Source organism: Endozoicomonas ascidiicola (assembly GCF_001646945.1).
Classification (GTDB): domain Bacteria; phylum Pseudomonadota; class Gammaproteobacteria; order Pseudomonadales; family Endozoicomonadaceae; genus Endozoicomonas; species Endozoicomonas ascidiicola.
The window spans coordinates 617,556-635,142 of record NZ_LUTV01000005.1 but is presented as its reverse complement, the minus strand read 5'-3'; the positions used below and the strand labels follow the sequence as shown (position 1 = coordinate 635,142).

16 protein-coding genes are annotated in these 17,587 nt (G+C 46.7%); 9 read left to right on the top strand and 7 right to left on the bottom strand.

Going from position 1 to position 17,587, the window contains the following annotated elements; genetic code table 11:
* Positions 1-598, top strand: a 598-nt coding sequence (locus AKL11_RS16545; RefSeq protein WP_216636790.1) for a transposase, incomplete at its 5' end; no start/stop codon positions are given.
* 677 nt (positions 599-1,275) lie between these two features.
* Here AKL11_RS16545 and AKL11_RS16540 read toward each other — a convergent pair.
* Together AKL11_RS16540 and AKL11_RS16535 are read right to left on the bottom strand one after the other, a co-directional pair.
* Positions 1,276-1,875, bottom strand: a complete 600-nt coding sequence (locus tag AKL11_RS16540; RefSeq protein ID WP_067519422.1) for a LysE/ArgO family amino acid transporter — start codon at positions 1,873-1,875, stop codon at positions 1,276-1,278.
* A gap of 50 nt (positions 1,876-1,925) precedes the next feature.
* A complete protein-coding gene (locus tag AKL11_RS16535) occupies positions 1,926-2,411 on the bottom strand; it encodes a GNAT family N-acetyltransferase (protein ID WP_157673611.1) in 486 nt (161 codons plus the stop codon).
* A 165-nt stretch (positions 2,412-2,576) separates the two neighbouring features.
* Here AKL11_RS16535 and AKL11_RS16530 point away from each other — a divergent pair, with 165 nt between their 5' ends.
* A complete protein-coding gene (locus AKL11_RS16530) occupies positions 2,577-3,365 on the top strand; it encodes a sulfite exporter TauE/SafE family protein (protein WP_157673610.1) in 789 nt (262 codons plus the stop codon).
* A gap of 36 nt (positions 3,366-3,401) precedes the next feature.
* On the opposite strand, the gene AKL11_RS16525 is transcribed toward AKL11_RS16530, so the two are convergent.
* Positions 3,402-3,914, bottom strand: coding sequence for a zinc-binding dehydrogenase (locus AKL11_RS16525; RefSeq protein ID WP_281180495.1), 513 nt, complete (start codon positions 3,912-3,914; stop codon positions 3,402-3,404).
* A gap of 206 nt (positions 3,915-4,120) precedes the next feature.
* Between AKL11_RS16525 and AKL11_RS16520 the strand changes: the two genes are divergently transcribed.
* Positions 4,121-5,011, top strand: a complete 891-nt coding sequence (locus AKL11_RS16520) for an IS982 family transposase (protein WP_067519416.1) — start codon at positions 4,121-4,123, stop codon at positions 5,009-5,011.
* A gap of 49 nt (positions 5,012-5,060) precedes the next feature.
* On the opposite strand, the gene AKL11_RS16515 is transcribed toward AKL11_RS16520, so the two are convergent.
* A complete protein-coding gene (locus AKL11_RS16515) occupies positions 5,061-5,546 on the bottom strand; it encodes an alcohol dehydrogenase catalytic domain-containing protein (protein WP_067519414.1) in 486 nt (161 codons plus the stop codon).
* 475 nt (positions 5,547-6,021) lie between these two features.
* On the opposite strand from AKL11_RS16515, the gene aguB reads away from it, so the two are divergent.
* Genes aguB through AKL11_RS16500 form a run of 3 tightly spaced genes read left to right on the top strand, consistent with a single transcriptional unit; the run spans position 6,022 to position 9,450 of the window.
* Positions 6,022-6,891 (top strand): N-carbamoylputrescine amidase, encoded by an 870-nt coding sequence (gene aguB, locus AKL11_RS16510; protein ID WP_067519412.1) that lies wholly within the window; start codon positions 6,022-6,024, stop codon positions 6,889-6,891.
* Between the two features lie 18 nt (positions 6,892-6,909).
* Positions 6,910-7,998: an agmatine deiminase gene (aguA, locus tag AKL11_RS16505; protein WP_067519409.1), complete on the top strand. Its 1,089-nt coding sequence runs from the start codon at positions 6,910-6,912 to the stop codon at positions 7,996-7,998.
* Between the two features lie 24 nt (positions 7,999-8,022).
* A complete protein-coding gene (locus tag AKL11_RS16500) occupies positions 8,023-9,450 on the top strand; it encodes an NAD-dependent succinate-semialdehyde dehydrogenase (protein ID WP_067519406.1) in 1,428 nt (475 codons plus the stop codon).
* 66 nt (positions 9,451-9,516) lie between these two features.
* Here AKL11_RS16500 and radA read toward each other — a convergent pair whose 3' ends face one another.
* Both radA and glyA read right to left on the bottom strand, forming a co-directional pair.
* Positions 9,517-10,890: a DNA repair protein RadA gene (gene radA / locus AKL11_RS16495; protein WP_067519404.1), complete on the bottom strand. Its 1,374-nt coding sequence runs from the start codon at positions 10,888-10,890 to the stop codon at positions 9,517-9,519.
* Positions 10,891-11,019: 129 nt separating this feature from the next.
* Complete coding sequence (gene glyA / locus AKL11_RS16490; protein WP_067519402.1) at positions 11,020-12,285, bottom strand: serine hydroxymethyltransferase; 1,266 nt, start codon at positions 12,283-12,285, stop codon at positions 11,020-11,022.
* 315 nt (positions 12,286-12,600) lie between these two features.
* On the opposite strand from glyA, the gene AKL11_RS16485 reads away from it, so the two are divergent.
* Complete coding sequence (locus AKL11_RS16485; protein ID WP_157673609.1) at positions 12,601-13,245, top strand: cupin domain-containing protein; 645 nt, start codon at positions 12,601-12,603, stop codon at positions 13,243-13,245.
* A gap of 272 nt (positions 13,246-13,517) precedes the next feature.
* Positions 13,518-15,185 (top strand): energy-dependent translational throttle protein EttA, encoded by a 1,668-nt coding sequence (gene ettA, locus AKL11_RS16475; RefSeq protein WP_067519394.1) that lies wholly within the window; start codon positions 13,518-13,520, stop codon positions 15,183-15,185.
* Positions 15,186-15,268: 83 nt separating this feature from the next.
* Here ettA and AKL11_RS16470 read toward each other — a convergent pair whose 3' ends face one another.
* The gene (locus AKL11_RS16470) at positions 15,269-16,453 is read right to left on the bottom strand and encodes an RING finger domain-containing protein (RefSeq protein WP_067519392.1); all 1,185 of its coding nucleotides are present in this window, start codon (positions 16,451-16,453) and stop codon (positions 15,269-15,271) included.
* 949 nt (positions 16,454-17,402) lie between these two features.
* Here AKL11_RS16470 and AKL11_RS26675 point away from each other — a divergent pair.
* A partial coding sequence (locus tag AKL11_RS26675) for a winged helix-turn-helix domain-containing protein (protein WP_157673632.1) occupies positions 17,403-17,587 on the top strand: 185 nt, incomplete at its 3' end.

Sequence of the window (17,587 nt, the reverse complement as noted above, 5' to 3'; positions counted from 1 at the left end):
GCCTCAATCGGATGAGAGCATGGCTGAAGCTCGTCGCTGCCTGCAGGAACGCACGGCTAACGCACGATCGAATGATTTGGCAATACCTTACCGTGTTCGTATATATGGTGAGGCAAACTATCAGGCAAAGAGTTGGAAAGGACTGAATACACGTGTCATCTATAAAGCTGAAGTCAATCAGATGGGTGACAATCCTCGTTTTGTGGTGACATCCATAACAAACGCTTCAGCACAATGCATTTATGAACAGTTCTATTGTCCGAGGGGGCAGGATGAAAACTACATCAAACATCTGAAAAATGACCTGTCGTGTGATCGAACATCGGATATGAGTTTTCGGGCGAATGCGTTACGCATGTATTACGCATGCGCTGCCTATGTTTTGCATTATGAAATGAGAGCCATTGCGTTGAAGGGTACTGAGTTAGAGAAGGCACAGCCTTCAACAGTGATTGCCAAATTGTTCAAAATTGCTGTTAAGGTGGTGGAGTACAAAGATCGTGTGAAGTTACACCTGCCCAGCAGTAACCCAATGAAAGAGGTGCTGCAGCGAATTACAGAAACGTTTACTGCCCTGCCGTTCCCCAAACCGGGGTAACAGACACAACACTTTGAATAAAAGGCACGAAATTGAATCAGCAAAACAAGCTGAGGGTTCGTCATGCCAAATACTCGGAAAATCGATTATTTTATAGCGGTAAAAAGGTGCAGTTAAGCATGACCGAAAGGCAGAAGAGTTTGTTGCTATGCTCTGCAAGGATTTGTTTGTTCAAAAAAACATCACTTCTTCTGGCTTAGCAGCATTTATGAAATATCCGGGGTAAGGCACTATTTTAGATGGGATTTTCTGGTACGTGTGTTCGATTTCGGAAATCACTTATATGGAAGAAGCGAGAAGATATTGAAGTGGTGGTGGGGAAGACAGCGATTTGGCGAGACCGGATCTTTGGTTGTTTTTCCTATGTTGCCCATCAATACAAGAAATGTTGATTAAGCTTCTGGTTTGTCGCAAAACCACATACTTCTATTTCTTTGAACATTTGATGATATGCATTCCCACGTGAAGCGAGGTTGTCGCAAAAGCCCTGGTTCCCATGCTTTGCGTGGGAACCCACATTTCTAACTCATTGAAATTCAAGGGTATGCATTCCCACGCGAAGCATGGGAACGAGGTTTCTGGAGTTTTGCGACACCCTCGAAGCATGGGAACGAGATGTTTGGGGTTTTGCGATAATCTCGGAAGAAGTTAGGAGTTAATCTGTTGTCAACTCAAGCTTAAAATATAGCCAGCGAAGCGGCAATGGTGAACATAGTAAGCCCAACAAAAACTTCCAATATCTTCCATGAAATCGGTTTCTTGAATAAAGGAGACAGTAATCGTGCGCCATACCCAAGACTGAAGAAAAAGCAGAATGAAGCGGTCATAGCACCCAGACCAAATTGAAGCTGTTCACCTTCGAATTGGGTTGAGATAGAACCCAGCAATACGACAGTATCCAAGTAAACATGTGGGTTTAGCCAAGTGAATGCCAGGCAAGCGGCAGCTGTCTTCGATACAGATCCTGCAGAGACGGTGCTGTCTTCTAAAGAATGGGATTTGGTAAAAGCAGAGTGGAAACTCAGCAAACCATAAAACAGCAGAAAAGCAGCACCACCGTATCGAGCGAAGGTTTCGATTTGTGGGAATTCCTGCACAACTGCGCCAAAGCCAGCAACGCCCAATGCAATTAATAATGCGTCAGAAGTCGCACAAAGTAGGCAGATTAACAGTACATAGTGTTTTTTTATCCCCTGCTTTATAACGAAAGCATTTTGAGAGCCGATCGCAAGAATGAGGGAAAGGCCTAGAGAGAAACCGGATAAATAAGCGGACACAGTACAACCTGAATATTTTTGTCTTTAGGCTCTTCAGAGATACCTGTGGGTCATCTTATCAGACGACACTCCATCGCGTAACGGGATATCTCTATACCGCTAAGGATAGTGGTTTCTATCTCTCTAACCGTAAAGCCGAACTTCTCAAATAGAGGCTTTGAGAGCTCTGAGGCTGCAGTGGTGAGAAGCGTTTTTCCTGTATCTTTCAATTGATTCATCAAATGCTCTAGCAACATGGATGCAATACCTTTCCTGCCGTGTTCAGGGTGAACAAACAGTGAAGCAATTCGGCCGTTCTCTTCATTAGCGCCTTCAAATCCTGCAAAGCCAACAGGAATTCCGGCATTTTCTACAACAAAAATTGAGGATTTTTCGAGCCAGTCACCAAAATCAGATAGAGTGGAAAAGCTACCAGACCAAGCTTGAAGTTGATCGTTCCGGTAATAAGGTTTGCCCAATGTTTGGATGGAACTTTGATAGATCCCACATAGGAGTCCGGTGTCTTCTGGGCGCGAGGGACGAATAAAGTACGACATGTTGTTAACCCGATTTATTTTTTTAAATACTCTACTATTGACCTGTCTATAGGTACAGAGTTGGTACCACTCTTTGCTCATATGGAATAACCATGAGGCTATCCCAGCGTAAACTGACCGTTATCGAATGTTGTCGGCTGCCTGCTGTATTCAATGGGAGAAAAAATGCTTACTTATCTGGTTTACCTGCTTACCGGTGCATTAGGTGGCATTATTATTGGTGCACTGGGCAGTGGTAGCAGTCTGGTAATTTTACCGCTTCTGTCGTTTATTTTTTCTCATATTTTCCCCCATGACATTGCTATTAAAGCGGCCGTTGCAACGTGTCTGGCAGCGTTGGTGGTTGGCAGTGCTTCAGGGGCTGCCAGTTATTACCGGAAAGGTTTTTTTAACACCAAATTGATTATGTTGTGTTTACCAGGCGTGCTTGCGGGCGCTGTGATTGCACCGTTAACAACGCACTTGTTACCAGCAGCTTGGTTGAAATGGTACATCGGGCTATTTCTAATTTTGATCGCCTTATATAAATTGTGGAACGTCTATAAAGGTAAGTGGGCCGCTGTTCGGCCCGTTGAGCCTGTTTTGATTGTGTTGATGAGCATGGTTAGTGCTACGTTGAGCGGTATGGCTGGTGTTGCTCTGGGTATTCTGATGATTCCTTTTCTGTCTCGATACACTGATCACCATTCCGTATTGGGCACCAACCTGATCGTTGCTGTACCGTACTCTATTATTGGCAGTGCTGGGTATGTGGTTTCAGGTTTGCAAGTGCATGATTTTGGCACTAATTGGATGGCAGGGTATGTTTTTCTGCCGGCTTTTCTGACCATCGCCGTGACCATGGCAATCTTTCCACCGCTTGGGTTGAAACTGGTTCAAAACGTAAAACCGGTGATTGTGCAGAATATTTTTTATCTGTATTTGTTGTTGGCAGGTATCGGCATTCTGGTATGAAGAAACCTCTGCCAAATTCTGGCAGAGGTGATTATTTTAATGGCTATCTTTTACCGAGAGTACGATTTTACCGGTGTGCTTTTTCTCAAGAAACAGTGTTTGAGCAGCATCAATTTCTTTTAAAGGGAATGAGTGTGCGACCAGCGGTTTGATATTGCTGGTTTCGATATGGTGTACAAGATTGGCAAAAACCTCTGGCTCCAGTTTTGTACAGCCGAAAAAGCTCAAATCCTTCAGGTACAGTGTGCGGATATCCAGTTGCACCATTGGCCCGCCAATAGCACCTGCCACCGCATATCGACCGCCGGGCTTCATGACTTCCAGCAGATTTCCCCACTGTTCACCAGCGACCAGATCAATGACAACATCAACGCTGTCTTTGCCCAATGCTTCAATCAGGTTTTCTGAGCGGGAAACCGTTTGGTCTGCTCCCAGCTGTATCAGCTCTTCTGATTTTGCCGGGCTGGTCACTGCAATTACTTTTGCCCCCCTGGCTTTTGCCAGCTGAATGGCCGCGGAGCCCACGCCACCAGAAGCACCTGTTACCAGAACCGTGTCGCTGGACTTTACATTCGGTTTAGTGAGCAGGTTTTCTGCTGTGGAGTAAGAACAGGGAAAAGAAGCCAGTTCAATATCAGACAGTGGCGATTTAATTGAATAGACGCGATGTTCGACTTTTAAACTGACCTGAAAAAGGCATGACTGACCTACTTTTCTGCTATTAAAAACAGTGGATACAAAGGAGGAAACCAGCCATGCCCGTTGAACAGTTTATCACTACTGTCTTCTGCCTGATCGACGATTTAATCAAAGAACTCGTTCCATTACCTCTGAGAAGCCGCGGTTATCCACCAAAGCTTTCAGATAGTGAAGTGATCACCATGGAGGTCACCGGTGAATGGCTTGGACATCATGCTGATAAGCATATCTGGAAGTATTTTGCTCAACATTGGCGACACCTGTTTCCTGATATTCCATCACGGTCCACATTCGTCAAGCAGGCCGCTAACTTATGGGCCGTTAAACAGAAACTTCAGCAGCGACTCGTTCAGTTGATGCATGCTGATAATGCAGATATTCACCTGATTGACGGCTTTCCAATTGATGTCGCTGTAAGGACAAGAGCGCCCAGAAGCAAAGTCTTTAAAGGGGAGGCTGGCTACGGTTACTGTGCCTCAAAGAATAAGCATTTCTACGGAATTCAGGGGCATCTACTGGTTGAAGCTCGCGGTATTCCCGTTGGATTTACGCTGACTGCCGCTAATATTGATGAGCGTGACGCTGCTTATGACATGATGGATATCATTGCCGGACTTTTGTTAGGTGACAAAGGGTATATACGACCAGAGTTCAAAGAAGACTGCCGGGGGTTAGGTATCGACCTACAGACACCACTAAGAAAAAACATGAAAGATGATAGACCAAAGTCGTTTGTGAAATTAATCATGCGGGTACGACGGAGGATTGAAACAGTTATTGGCCAGCTGGCAGAACAATTTGAAATCGAAAGGTGCCGTTGTCGAGACAGGTGGCATATGACTTCGCGTATAGCCAGGAAGCTTTTGGCACACAATATGGGTTCATATCTGAATATCAGTGCAGGGAAAGCACCGATTCAGTTTGAAAGCCTGATTGCTGCTGCTTAAAAATCAGTGAAACTCCACTTTGGTACAGCTTTTAAAGTTTTAGTTGGACTTACTTCCATGCAAAGTTAAAAATCTGCAAGTCGAACATCGCGTTTGAATAGGTATGTTTTGATGGCGCAACGGTGTAGTCGGCAAAACCGCCATCACACTCTGAACCTATATACCAAAAATGATCCAGAGGTTTACCTTCTTTCTCACGAAGGCAGGGTTCTACAAGCACTCTCTCGCCGATGCGGCTTTCATCAACGCCTTCTCCAACAGCAACAATAACGCCACAGATATCGGCACCTTGAATACGTGGGAATTTGAGTGCGTCACCAGACCAGCTAGCATCTTCACTGTCACCATCAGACTTTGAATACCAGCCGATACGAGTATTGATATCGGTATTGTTAACACCCGCAGCATGAACACGAATCAGTACTTCATGGTGACCGGGTGTTGGTACAGGAATATTGTCGTTGAACGTTTGGCTCTCAAATCCGCCATGACCATTGAGCAGAATGCCAGACATTTTTTCGGGGATCTTATACATCTTAATCTAACTTCCCATGGATTATTCTGAAAACGATAGTAATCTCAAACGTTTATAAAAACACCAGTTTTAGATGGCTGTTAGCGTGTCAGGATGCTTTTGCAGTAGATGTTATTTCTTTTCTTTGTCTTTAATGATCTGTTCGAAATAAATTACAGATATTGTGTTTTTTAAGCGTTAATAAGATGTATTTGATTGAAATCCCTTGCCTTGAATTGCCGTTGTTCTATAAATTGAACAGACCGGTGTTTATTCGATCCTATAGAGACTCTATGAGCTAACTAATAAGAATTTGCGATTACTCAAATTAGCAAACGACAGCAGGATATCGCTATCCCTCATTTTGGTGGTGCTAAGTGACACCTCGAATGGCATGGTTGTATTAAAAGGCGACTGCTCAACAAATGAAGGTTTAGTTTTCTTCCTCTGAGCCTTCACTCTGACCATGATAATAAGAAGAAAGGAGAATCCGGATATGGCTAAAAAAATAACATTTGCCTCTGTTCAGTTGTCCATCAGCTGGGATCTCGAAGACAACATAAGAAAAGCGTCCAGCGCTGTTGCAGAAGCTGCGGCTCAGGGTGCTAATGTTGTTTTGCTTCAGGAGCTGTTTGCCACACCTTATTTCTGTAAAGAGCAGGTCGCTTCGTACTTTGAGCTGGCTGAAGATAAAGTCAGTAGTCGTTTGATCGGTACCATGAGTGAGTTGGCACAAAAACACAATGTGGTTCTGCCGGTCAGCTATTTTGAAAAAGCGGGTAACTGTTTTTTTAACTCGCTGGTCATGATCGATGCAGATGGCACAGTTCTGGATAATTATCGTAAATCCCATATTCCGGATGGCCCGGGCTACAGCGAGAAATTCTACTTCAGCCCCGGTGATACAGGTTTTAAAGTCTGGAACACACAGTTTGGTCGCTTTGGTGCAGGTATTTGCTGGGATCAATGGTTTCCCGAATTAGCGCGAAGCTTGGCACTGGCTGGTGCTGAAGCCATTTTTTATCCAACCGCTATTGGTTCTGAACCACAGGATCCAAGTCTGGATTCGCAAGGTCACTGGCAGCGAACCATGCAGGGACACTCTGCCGCCAACCTGGTGCCAGTCATCACCGCTAATCGCACCGGTATCGAAGTAGACGACGGTATAGAAACAACATTCTACGGTTCTTCATTTATTACCGATCACACGGGGCAGAAAATCGCTGAAGCTGGCCGGAACGAAGAAACAATCATCTATGCAGAGATTGATCTTGAAGCAACGGCTAAAGCACGACATAGCTGGGGGCTATTCCGTGATCGCAGGCCAGATCTATATAGTCGTCTTCATTCTCTGACAGGCCAGTGAACCAGTAGGAGTTCAGGGATGAAATGTATCGGTATTCCTAAACAGGATGGTTTTTTCTGGCCAGCAGAGTTCCAGCCTCAGCAACATGTCTGGCTGGCCTGGCCTGAAAGGGCGGACAACTGGCGGCTCGGCGCAAAACCAGCACAACAGGCCTTTCGGGATGTGATTCAGGTGATTGCTCAATCGGTCAATGTGTCAGTGGCTGTCAATGCAGGGCAATACGAATACGCCCGTTATGTGTTACCGGACCATGTTCGTGTGGTTGAGCTGAGCACGAATGATGCCTGGATGAGAGATTTTGGCCCAACGGTTTTGATCAATGATCAACAGGCAGCTCGAGCCATCAGCTGGCAATTCAATGCCTGGGGTGGATTGACCAATGGCCTGTATTTTCCTTGGGACAAGGACGAGCAGGTTGCGGAAAAAATCAGTGGCTTGATGGGTATTGATCACTATGAAGCACCTTTTGTGATGGAAGGTGGCGCAATTCATACGGATGGCGAAGGGACCTTGTATACAACGGAAGAGTGTCTTCTAAATGTTGGCCGTAACCCAAGTTTGACCAAAGCTCAGATTGAATCACATTTGTCAGACTATCTTAATATCAGCAAAGTCATCTGGATTCCTCAGGGGCTCTATAACGATGAAACGAACGGTCATGTGGATAACCTGATGCATGTGATTGCTCCGGCTGAGGTGGTGCTCAGCTGGTGTGATGATCCAGAAGATCCACAATATGACATCTCACGAGCCGCGCTTGATGTGCTGAACAGTAATGACGATGCCAAAGGCCGTCGTATCAAAGTACACAAGTTACCAGTGCCTGGTCCTTTGTTCCTGACTGAGGAAGAAGCTGCGGATATCGAACCCTCCCAAGGTATGAAGCGTGAAGCTGGTGAACGACTGGCGGCGTCTTACAGTAACTTCCTGATGATTAATAAAACCGTGGTTATGCCTCTGCTAGATGAAACAACCGATCAGCGTGCGATGGATGTGCTGAAGAAGGTGCTACCTGATTATCAGGTTATCGGTGTGCCGGGTCGTGAAATTCTGTTGGGCGGCGGGAACATTCACTGTATTACCCAGCAGATCCCCGCTTTGTTATGACGACTTAACGTAAAGGTTTTTAGCATGAAAGAGATCAAAAATACCGCCTTGTTGGTATTTATATGTGAGCCCTCTGAAACCACTCTGGCGGTTACTAACCCTGCCAGTGGCGAGTTGTTGTGTCATATTCCAACGCAAACAGAAGAAGAAATTAATACCATTATTGAACGGTCTGCTAAGGCGCAGAAGGAATGGAAAAATACCACGGCGAAACATCGTTCATCCATTCTGAATAATTGGTATCAGCTGTTGATGGAGAACCAGGACGATCTTGGTCGTATTATGACTCTGGAGCAGGGCAAGCCATTGGCAGAAGCCAAAGGTGAAGTTGCCTACGGTGCTTCCTTTATTGAGTGGTTTGCTGAAGAAGGTAAACGGGTTTACGGCGATACGATTCCTGCGCACACCGGTGACCGGAGATTGATGACCATCAAGCAACCTGTGGGCGTTGCATCGGCCATTACGCCCTGGAATTTTCCTATTGCTATGATTACCCGCAAAGCCGCGCCGGCACTGGCGGCAGGTTGCAGTTTTATTGGTAAACCTGCAAATCAGACACCTTTATCTGCTTATGCTGTGGTCGAACTGGCCTATCAAGCAGGTATCCCGAAAGATCTTCTCCGGTTGGTTGTGAATCATTCCTCAAGGCTGGTGGGCGAAATCTTCTGTAACAGTACAACTATTAGAAAACTGTCGTTTACGGGGTCAACGGCTGTTGGCAGTCAGCTGATTGCCCAATGCGCAGAAACCGTAAAGCGTGTCTCTATGGAGCTGGGCGGCAACGCACCATTTGTGGTGTTTGATGATGCGGATATTGATGCTGCAGTGGCCGGTGCCATTGCCTCCAAATTTCGCAATGCCGGGCAGACTTGTGTCTGTGCGAATCGGCTTTATGTGCACGATGACGTTTATGATCAGTTTATGGGGCAATTTATTGAAGCGGTCAGGCAGCTGAAAATAGGTAATGGCTTGGATGAAGGCGTAAATATCGGCCCAGTCATTGATCAGAATGCCAAAGAAGGCATTAATAAGCTGATTGCAAAAGCGGTAGAGCAGGGCGCAACGTTAGCTTATGGTGGCTCACCCCGGGAGGGCTTGTTTGTTGAACCAACGGTTTTGACTGATGTTGAGCAAAGCATGGACATTGTTCAGGAAGAGATTTTTGGGCCAGTGGCTCCGGTGATTCGTTTCAGAACCGATGAAGAATTGATTCAAAATGCAAACGACACCGTTTATGGTTTGGCAGCTTATTTCTACAGTCGTGATATTGGTCGTATTTTTAAAGTGTCTGAAGCGTTGGAGTACGGAATGGTGGGCATTAACGAAGGGATTATCTCCACAGAAGTGGCGCCTTTTGGTGGTGTCAAACAATCCGGCTTTGGTCGTGAAGGCGGCAAAGAGGGTATTGAAGAGTATCTGGATACCAAATATTTATGTTATGGCGGGGTTTAAGAGCGAGCCAAAACCTCTTTATCTCCGTGCAAGCGGAGATAAAGAGTTCAATTTCGCAAAGAAGGTCTAAATCGCTTCCAATGCTTCAGAGAGCTTGTTCACCGCAATGACGGTCAAACCCGGAATCGGCTTGCGAGGTTTATTGGCCGCCGGCACAATTGCACGACTGAAACCGTGTTTAACCGCCTCAATAATTCGTTCCTGCCCATTAGCGACTGGGCGAATTTCGCCGGCCAGACCCACTTCCCCAAAAGCAATTAAATCTTGTGGTAAAGGCGAATCACGCAAGCTGGAAACGACGGCTAATAAACTGGCAAGGTCGGCACTGGTTTCGGAGATTTTTACCCCGCCCACAACGTTGAGAAAAACATCCTGATCACTGGTGAAAATTCCACCATGGCGAGTAAGAATCGCCAGCAGCATGGCAAGGCGATTTTGTTCTACGCCGACGGTGACACGACGAGGGTTTCCTAATTGTGAATCCACCACCAATGCCTGTATTTCAACCAGCAGCGGTCGTGTACCTTCCCAAAGAACGGAGATAATACTGCCAGAGGTCGGCTCCTGCGTTCGGGAAAGGAAGATCGCTGATGGATTTTTCACTTCCTTCAAACCCGTTTCCGTCATGGCAAAAATACCTAACTCGTTTACCTGACCAAAGCGGTTTTTCGTGGCGCGCATCATTCGAAAGCGGGAATCATCGGTGTTGCCCAGCATAATCTGGGTATCGATGATGTGGGAAAGGGTCATGGGGCCAGCGAGAGAATTATCTTTAGTGACATGACCAACAATCAGCAAAACACAGCCAGTCTGTTTGGCATAACGGGTCAGAAAAGCGGCGGACTCTTTTACCTGCGCCACCCCACCGGGAGCAGAGTCGACGCCATTCATATACATAACCTGAATGGAGTCGATCACGATAATGCCCGGTTTTTCCTGCTCTGCCACGGCGACAATATTCTCCGCCGATACTTCCGCCAACATTTTCAATCGGTCTGTTGGCAAACCAAGGCGTTGAGCACGGGAAGCAATTTGCTGAAGGGATTCTTCACCAGACACATAAAGCGCATTCATGGATTGGGCGACATGGCAAAGCACCTGTAAAAGGATGGTACTTTTTCCCGCGCCCGGATGACCACCAATCAACACCGCGCTGCCTTTAACAAAACCACCACCGAGCACCCGATCAAACTCCATCATGCCACTGGAAAAACGGGGCGCTTCTTCAACGTCTACTTCATTCAGGGTTTTCAGGCTGGAAAGAGAGCCCGCAAAACCGGCCTTGTTGCTGGCTGCAATAGAGGGAGACGATGCTGGGCCAAGATTGATTTCTTTATAGGTGTTCCAGGCTTTGCAATCGGCACATTGCCCCTGCCATTTACTGGCTTCACTGCCGCACTCGGTACAAACGTATGCTTTTCGGGATTTTGCTTTGGCCATGGATGGTCAGACTGGTAATTAAAAAGTCAGTCTAACTGGACTGTATTGTTTGTGACAAATTAAAGGCAATAAAAAAACCGCTATCAGCTAAAGCCGATGGCGGTTTTTTATCAAGCACTGTAAAACGACTTACTTATAAACAGGCAGTCGACCACAGATTTCCAGCACTTTCGCTTTCACCTCTGCTTCTACCTTTGGATCGCTGGAACCGTCACCCATGCCATCCAGAACGTCGCAGATCCAGCCAGCCAGAGCAGCGGAATCGGCTTCATTGAAACCACGGCGGGTAATGGCTGGAGAGCCAATACGCAGACCACTGGTGACAAATGGTGAACGTGGATCGTTTGGCACAGAGTTTTTGTTCACGGTGATGTTGGCACGGCCGAGAGCAGCTTCGGCATCTTTACCGGAATACTCTTTGCCGATCAGATCCATCAGGAACAGGTGATCGTCCGTTCCGCCGGAAACAATCTTGATACCGCGATCCATCATGACTTTGGTCATGGCGCGTGCGTTTTCAACCACCTGAGCCTGATAGGTTTTGAACTCATCGGCCATGGCTTCTTTAAAGCACACCGCTTTAGCCGCAATCACGTGGCAAAGTGGGCCGCCCTGAGATTCCGGGAACACAGCAAAGTTCAGCTTCTTGTTAATCTCTTCGTTGTCGTTGGCGAGAATCAAACCACCACGAGGACCACCCAGGGTTTTATGAGTGGTGGTGGTGACAACATCGGCAATACCCACTGGCGAAGGATAAACACCTGCAGCAACCAAGCCGGCAATGTGTGCCATATCAACCAGCAGGTAAGCGCCTACTTTATCGGCGATATCGCGGAAGCGCTGCCAGTCAACCACACGTGAATAAGCAGAGAAACCGCCAATAATCATCTTTGGCTTGTACTCAAGGGCCATGCGCTCGATTTCTTCGTAATCAAGCTCACCGGTGTCCGGAGTGATTCCGTACTGAACCGCATTATAAATACGGCCGGAGAAACTAACGCCAGCGCCGTGGGTCAGGTGACCACCGTGCGCCAGGCTCATGCCCAGAACGGTATCGCCCGGCTTGATCAGCGCCATAAAGACGGCGGCATTGGCCTGAGAGCCAGAGTGCGGCTGAACGTTGGCAAACTTGGCACCGAACAGTGCTTTGGCACGGTCGATGGCCAGTTGCTCGGTCACATCCACATGCTCACAGCCACCGTAGTAGCGCTTGCCCGGGTAACCTTCGGCGTATTTGTTAGTGAGTGCAGAACCCTGGGCTTCCATAACCCGTGGGCTTGCGTAGTTTTCGGAGGCGATCAGCTCAATGTGTTCTTCTTGGCGCAGGGTTTCTGCATCAATGGCTGCTTTAAGCTCCGGGTCGAACTCAGCGATGGTCATGTCCTTCGTGAACATTGATTACCTCTGACGGTGGTTGCTTGTTATTAAAAGCCAGTATCTGGTGGTGAAGCGCAATTCTAATACAGCTGAGAGCAAATCGGCAGTGAAAATGCTTCATAGGGTTGGTGAAGTTAGCTAAACCAACAAATTACCCAGCGCATTGTGGCTCAATAACCTATATCTGCCCATAAAACAGTTTATAAAGAGGTCTCTCTGAGAAAAGCTATGTAATAGAGAAGGGAACCAATTTATAACCAGTATGTCTAATAGGTATGCGCGTTAGGCGTTGTTAGATTGATTAGCCTGTGTTCATTAGGAGTAGTGACATCTATGGATAATTTTTTAATGCATGGCTTTGGATATCGACAAACCACGATCGAAACGCTTTGCAAACCGGCCATTGAGGGTGAATCAAAAAGTATCTTTGGTTTTGACCGTATAAAAAGCGTTAACTTTTCGAACTATTTAAACGGTTATATTAACTTTTTGCTCCCATATCGTGAGGCCGAGACAAGGAAGGTTTCTCTGCAAGAGCCGGCAAAAGCCTCAAGCTGTTGCGCTCCTAATCAGAAAGGTGGTTATGGAAACAGCCCAATCGCGGTAAAGGAGCTGTTTAAATCGTCTACGGACTGGGCAGGCAATCCTATACCGAAAGATTACTTGAAAACGTTGTGTGAGCGAGGCGCAGAAGTGACGGTCGCATCCATCAGCATTCCACCTGGAGCTGCAGTTCCCAGACACCATCACCCGGGCATTATGTTCGCCATGATTGTGCCTAACAGTACCGGTAAACAAGGCTCGCTTACCATTGAGTGTAACGATGGCAAGAAATGCACCGTCGATAAAGATAACCCGATGGTGGTTGAGGTTATTAATGATATCCACAAAGCCAAAAATACCAGCCCTTACCCTGTCAACTTGCAGGTATTCAGGGTTATGCCACTGGGTATGCCGAATACGTATCTCGCCAATTAATGTCTCGGTTCATACGCCGAAACTTTTTCAACGGTTCGGTGTCTGAATCCTGCATAACCTTTATAAAATCAGGAAATCAGGAAATCAGGAAATCAGGAAATCAGGAAATCAGGAAATCAGGAAATCAGGAAATCAGGCGTCTGGTTTTCTTACATACGATTGACCAGCGTACTTTCCGTTATGATATCCGTTGAGAAGTTGCTAAGATCAGCGCTATCCAGTATCTTTCCGCGGTTTACCTCCTACTCCCAATAGCATAGAGACCCAGACCCATGGCACAGTACGTCTATACCATGAACCGGGTGAGCAAGATCGTTCCCCCGAAACGTCAGATTCTAAAAGACATCTCCCTCTCCTTTTTCCCGGGCGCCAAGATTGGTGTGCTAGGTCTTAATGGTGCGGGTAAATCCACCCTTTTGCGTATCATGGCCGGTGTTGATCAGGAGTTTGATGGCGAAGCTCGCCCTCAGCCAAACCTGAACGTGGGTTACCTGCCCCAGGAACCGGCGCTTGATCCAGAGAAAACCGTTCGTGAAGTGGTGGAAGAAGCCCTTGGCGAAGTGAAAGCGGCTCAACAACGCCTAGATGAAGTCTATGCCGCTTATGCTGATCCGGATGCGGATTTTGATGCATTGGCTACGGAGCAGGCACGGTTAGAAAATATTATTCAGGCCGCCGATGCGCACAACCTTGAGCGTAAGTTAGAGGTCGCTGCCGATGCGTTGCGTCTACCAGATTGGGACGCCACAATTTCCAACCTGTCCGGTGGTGAGCGTCGCCGTGTTGCACTTTGCCGTTTGTTGCTCTCCAGCCCTGAAATGCTGTTGCTGGACGAACCCACCAACCACTTGGATGCTGAATCCGTTGCCTGGCTAGAACGCTTCCTCGTTGAATATCCGGGCACCGTTGTGGCCATTACCCACGACCGTTACTTCCTCGATAACGCTGCTGGCTGGATTCTGGAATTGGACCGTGGTGAAGGTATTCCTTATCAGGGCAACTACAGCGCCTGGCTGGAACAGAAAGAGCAGCGTCTTGAGCAGGAACAGAAGCAACAAGACGCTCGTCGTAAAGCCATGGAGCACGAACTGGAGTGGGCGCGTTCCAATGCCAAAGGTCGTCAGTCCAAATCCAAGGCGCGTTTGGCTCGCTTTGAAGAGATGCAGTCTCAGGAGTTTCAGACCCGTAACGAAACCAACGAAATCTACATCCCACCTGGCCCACGTTTAGGTGACAAGGTCATCGAAGTGAATAACCTGTCCAAAGGGTTTGGTGATCGTCTGTTGATTGATGATCTGAGCTTCAGTGTGCCAAAAGGCGCGATTGTCGGCATTATCGGTGGTAACGGTGCTGGTAAATCTACCCTGTTTAAAGTGATCACCGGACAGGAACAGCCAGATTCCGGAACGGTTGAACTAGGCGACACAGTTAAGATTTCCAACGTTCAGCAGTTGCGTGATGAACTGGACGACAAAAAAACCGTCTGGGAAGCCATCTCCGATGGTCAGGATATGTTGAAGATCAACAACTACGAAGTCCCTTCCCGTGCTTATATTGGTCGCTTTAACTTTAAAGGTGGTGATCAGCAGAAACGTGTTGGTGAACTGTCGGGTGGTGAACGTGGTCGTTTACAACTGGCAGCCACATTAAAAGACGGTGGTAACGTACTTCTGTTGGACGAACCTTCCAACGACCTCGACGTAGAAACCCTGCGTGCACTGGAGGAAGCCATGCTGGCATTTCCGGGCTGTGCCATGGTGATCTCTCACGACCGCTGGTTCCTGGACCGTGTGGCAACACACATTCTGGCCTACGAAGGTGATTCCAAAGTGACTTTCTTTGAAGGTAACTACACCGAGTATGAGGCGGAAAGGGTTACCCGGTTAGGTGAAGATGCGGCTGGCCCTCATCGTATCAAGTACAAACGTATTGATGCTTGACTATATCTGCTACTGAGGCATCCGATCACCTGAGTCAATTCGAGGTGATCGGGTGGTTACCCATTTAAGCTTATTAAGACTCATCAGAATAAGAAGTTATCGGTCTCAAGCTCCCCAGAAGGTATTTCTAACCTACTTTCACTAACAGGGTGTTGTGAGTTGGGCGTGACACTATCTGCGAATACAGTTCCACTCCGGCTAATGGAATGAAAGCCGTCAAGAACATCGACCCCCCTACTCTGAGAAACTCCCATCCGAGAAAATGGTTGACACATGAAAGGTTCTCTGGAAGGGGTTGTTTCGAACAACTTCTTATATTCAAAATCTATTTTTCCCAGCTCCTGTTTAAAACTATCCCAACTAAAAGATTTAGTAGATGGATTGAAAATGGAGCGAAGAGGAACGGAGTTATTTTTGTCATTGATGTAAATAGCGTTGTGTGTCCATAAATCATAATGGTAGATGCACAGCTCGGTGCTGCTGTTAAAAATGGCTGGGTGCGTGTTTCTCAGGCTGAGAAATAATAAATCGGTTCGAATGTCTTCGAGAAGATTTGTGAAAGCCGCTTCTGGAGTTTCTGCTTTGTTAATATCGACAGACGAATAGTACAATTCTCTCATGGGCTTGCTGGGATTGAACTGCACTGTAAGCGTAATCGCTGGTTTATGGTGAAGGTGTTCGAAGTCTGATCCGCAAAATTTTTCATCATAAAGCACATGAGCGGTTGTGTACTGTTTTTGAGCAAATGACTCACGGAGCCAGTCAATAATTTGGGCATTATTTTTCTCCAGAAAGTTGTCGGCCTCTTGATGAGAGAAAGTTGCAAGAGGATAAGGGCATAGAGTCTTCGTGCCTGAGCTAATCGAGGTCTTGGCGCCTACGACAGTACAAAGGTTTTCAGTGCATTCCTGTGGCAAGCTCTCTCTTAATAATGTGCTGTTTTCGTAGGCTTTAATCGTTGAATGATTAGCAGGAGCCCTGCACTCAGGACAAGACTGCTGTTGACGTAATGCTTCAGTAACACATGCTGAGTGGAACAGATGGAAGCATGGTAGCAAGGATAATGGTTTGACCTCAGTATCGGTGAAAGTATCCATGCAGATAGAGCACTCACCTTGTAGAGCAGCTTCTACTCGCCGGGTTGACTGTGTGGCCTGAAGTTGATGACCTTTAAAATTTGCTGTATCTGCTGGTGGCACCGAATTTTTCGGAGATGTATCGGGCTGAAAAACAACCGGGTGTTTAATTTGTGTACTAGTTGTATTCATTATCAATTATCCAGATTTACCAATGTTCACCTTGGACATTAAATATTTGGAATAGTTTATTTTTTGGTTGTCCGATCATATAAATGTTGGCAAAGAGGGAGGGCTTCAGGGCTTATTTTATCCGTTATCGAAGGTACACCTGTTTGCTGGGGGCTTGAACTGATTTTAATTGTAGTTCTATCCAAACTATTAAGCAGATAGTTCAGTTCGGCTCTGTTCAATATGTGTGTTGGCTATTTTGCTGAACTCCCAGAAAGTCTGTTGTAGAGAGGCTTTCATGGATTTAGAAAGTCTCATGGTTATACACGCCTTGAGAAACACACCAACACTTGTCTGGAACTAAGCCGTTCAGTTCATTGCCGAGAAGGCTGGAGATTTTGTTCTAATGGTAACTACACCGAATATGAAGCGGATCGTGTTGCTCGTCTGGGTGAAGATGCAGCAGGTCCTCATCGTATTATACAAGCGCATTGATGCCTGATTAATGATTGGCCGGGGCGCAGTATTGACTGTTTCCCCGGTTTTTCCTGTCAACTCAGGCAACGTATTTTTCGATAAACCAAAACTCATTTGAAACATACGGTTCTAAATGAGCAGATAAATTGATCCAAAGCATGAAACGAAAAACGATTCAAGACGTATAATTACAGATCATTTTTTGCCATAACTATTCGATTCATGCTTAAATTCCTACACGATAAATGGAATCAATCCCCAGAATGCCTCTATCAATCTGGATTATCAGAACCTCACCATAGGACACGCGAACGCTTTATATGGCCCTTTATCAAGTCTGTTGTGAGCAATCCGCTTCACAGGTGGCCTTCAGCACCAAACGCGCAACACACACCTTGTGGAAATGGATCAAAGCTTATAATGAATTCGGCCCAAAAGCTCTCCAGTATAAGCGTACAGGCGGGCACCCCCCTTTTGTCTAACCGTTACCTCAATCATCACTCAAGCCATCCACCGCTCGGCTGAAGCCGCTGCAAATGCTGAAAAGTCGTCACTCCCTCGCTGGACTCTTAAAAGGTTAGTAAACTGGTGCAAGGTGAAATGGAGCTTTACTTGCTCCCGGGAAACTATTCGCCGTGTTTTGAAAAGGAATAATATCTCCTGGAAAAAGGCGAAGAA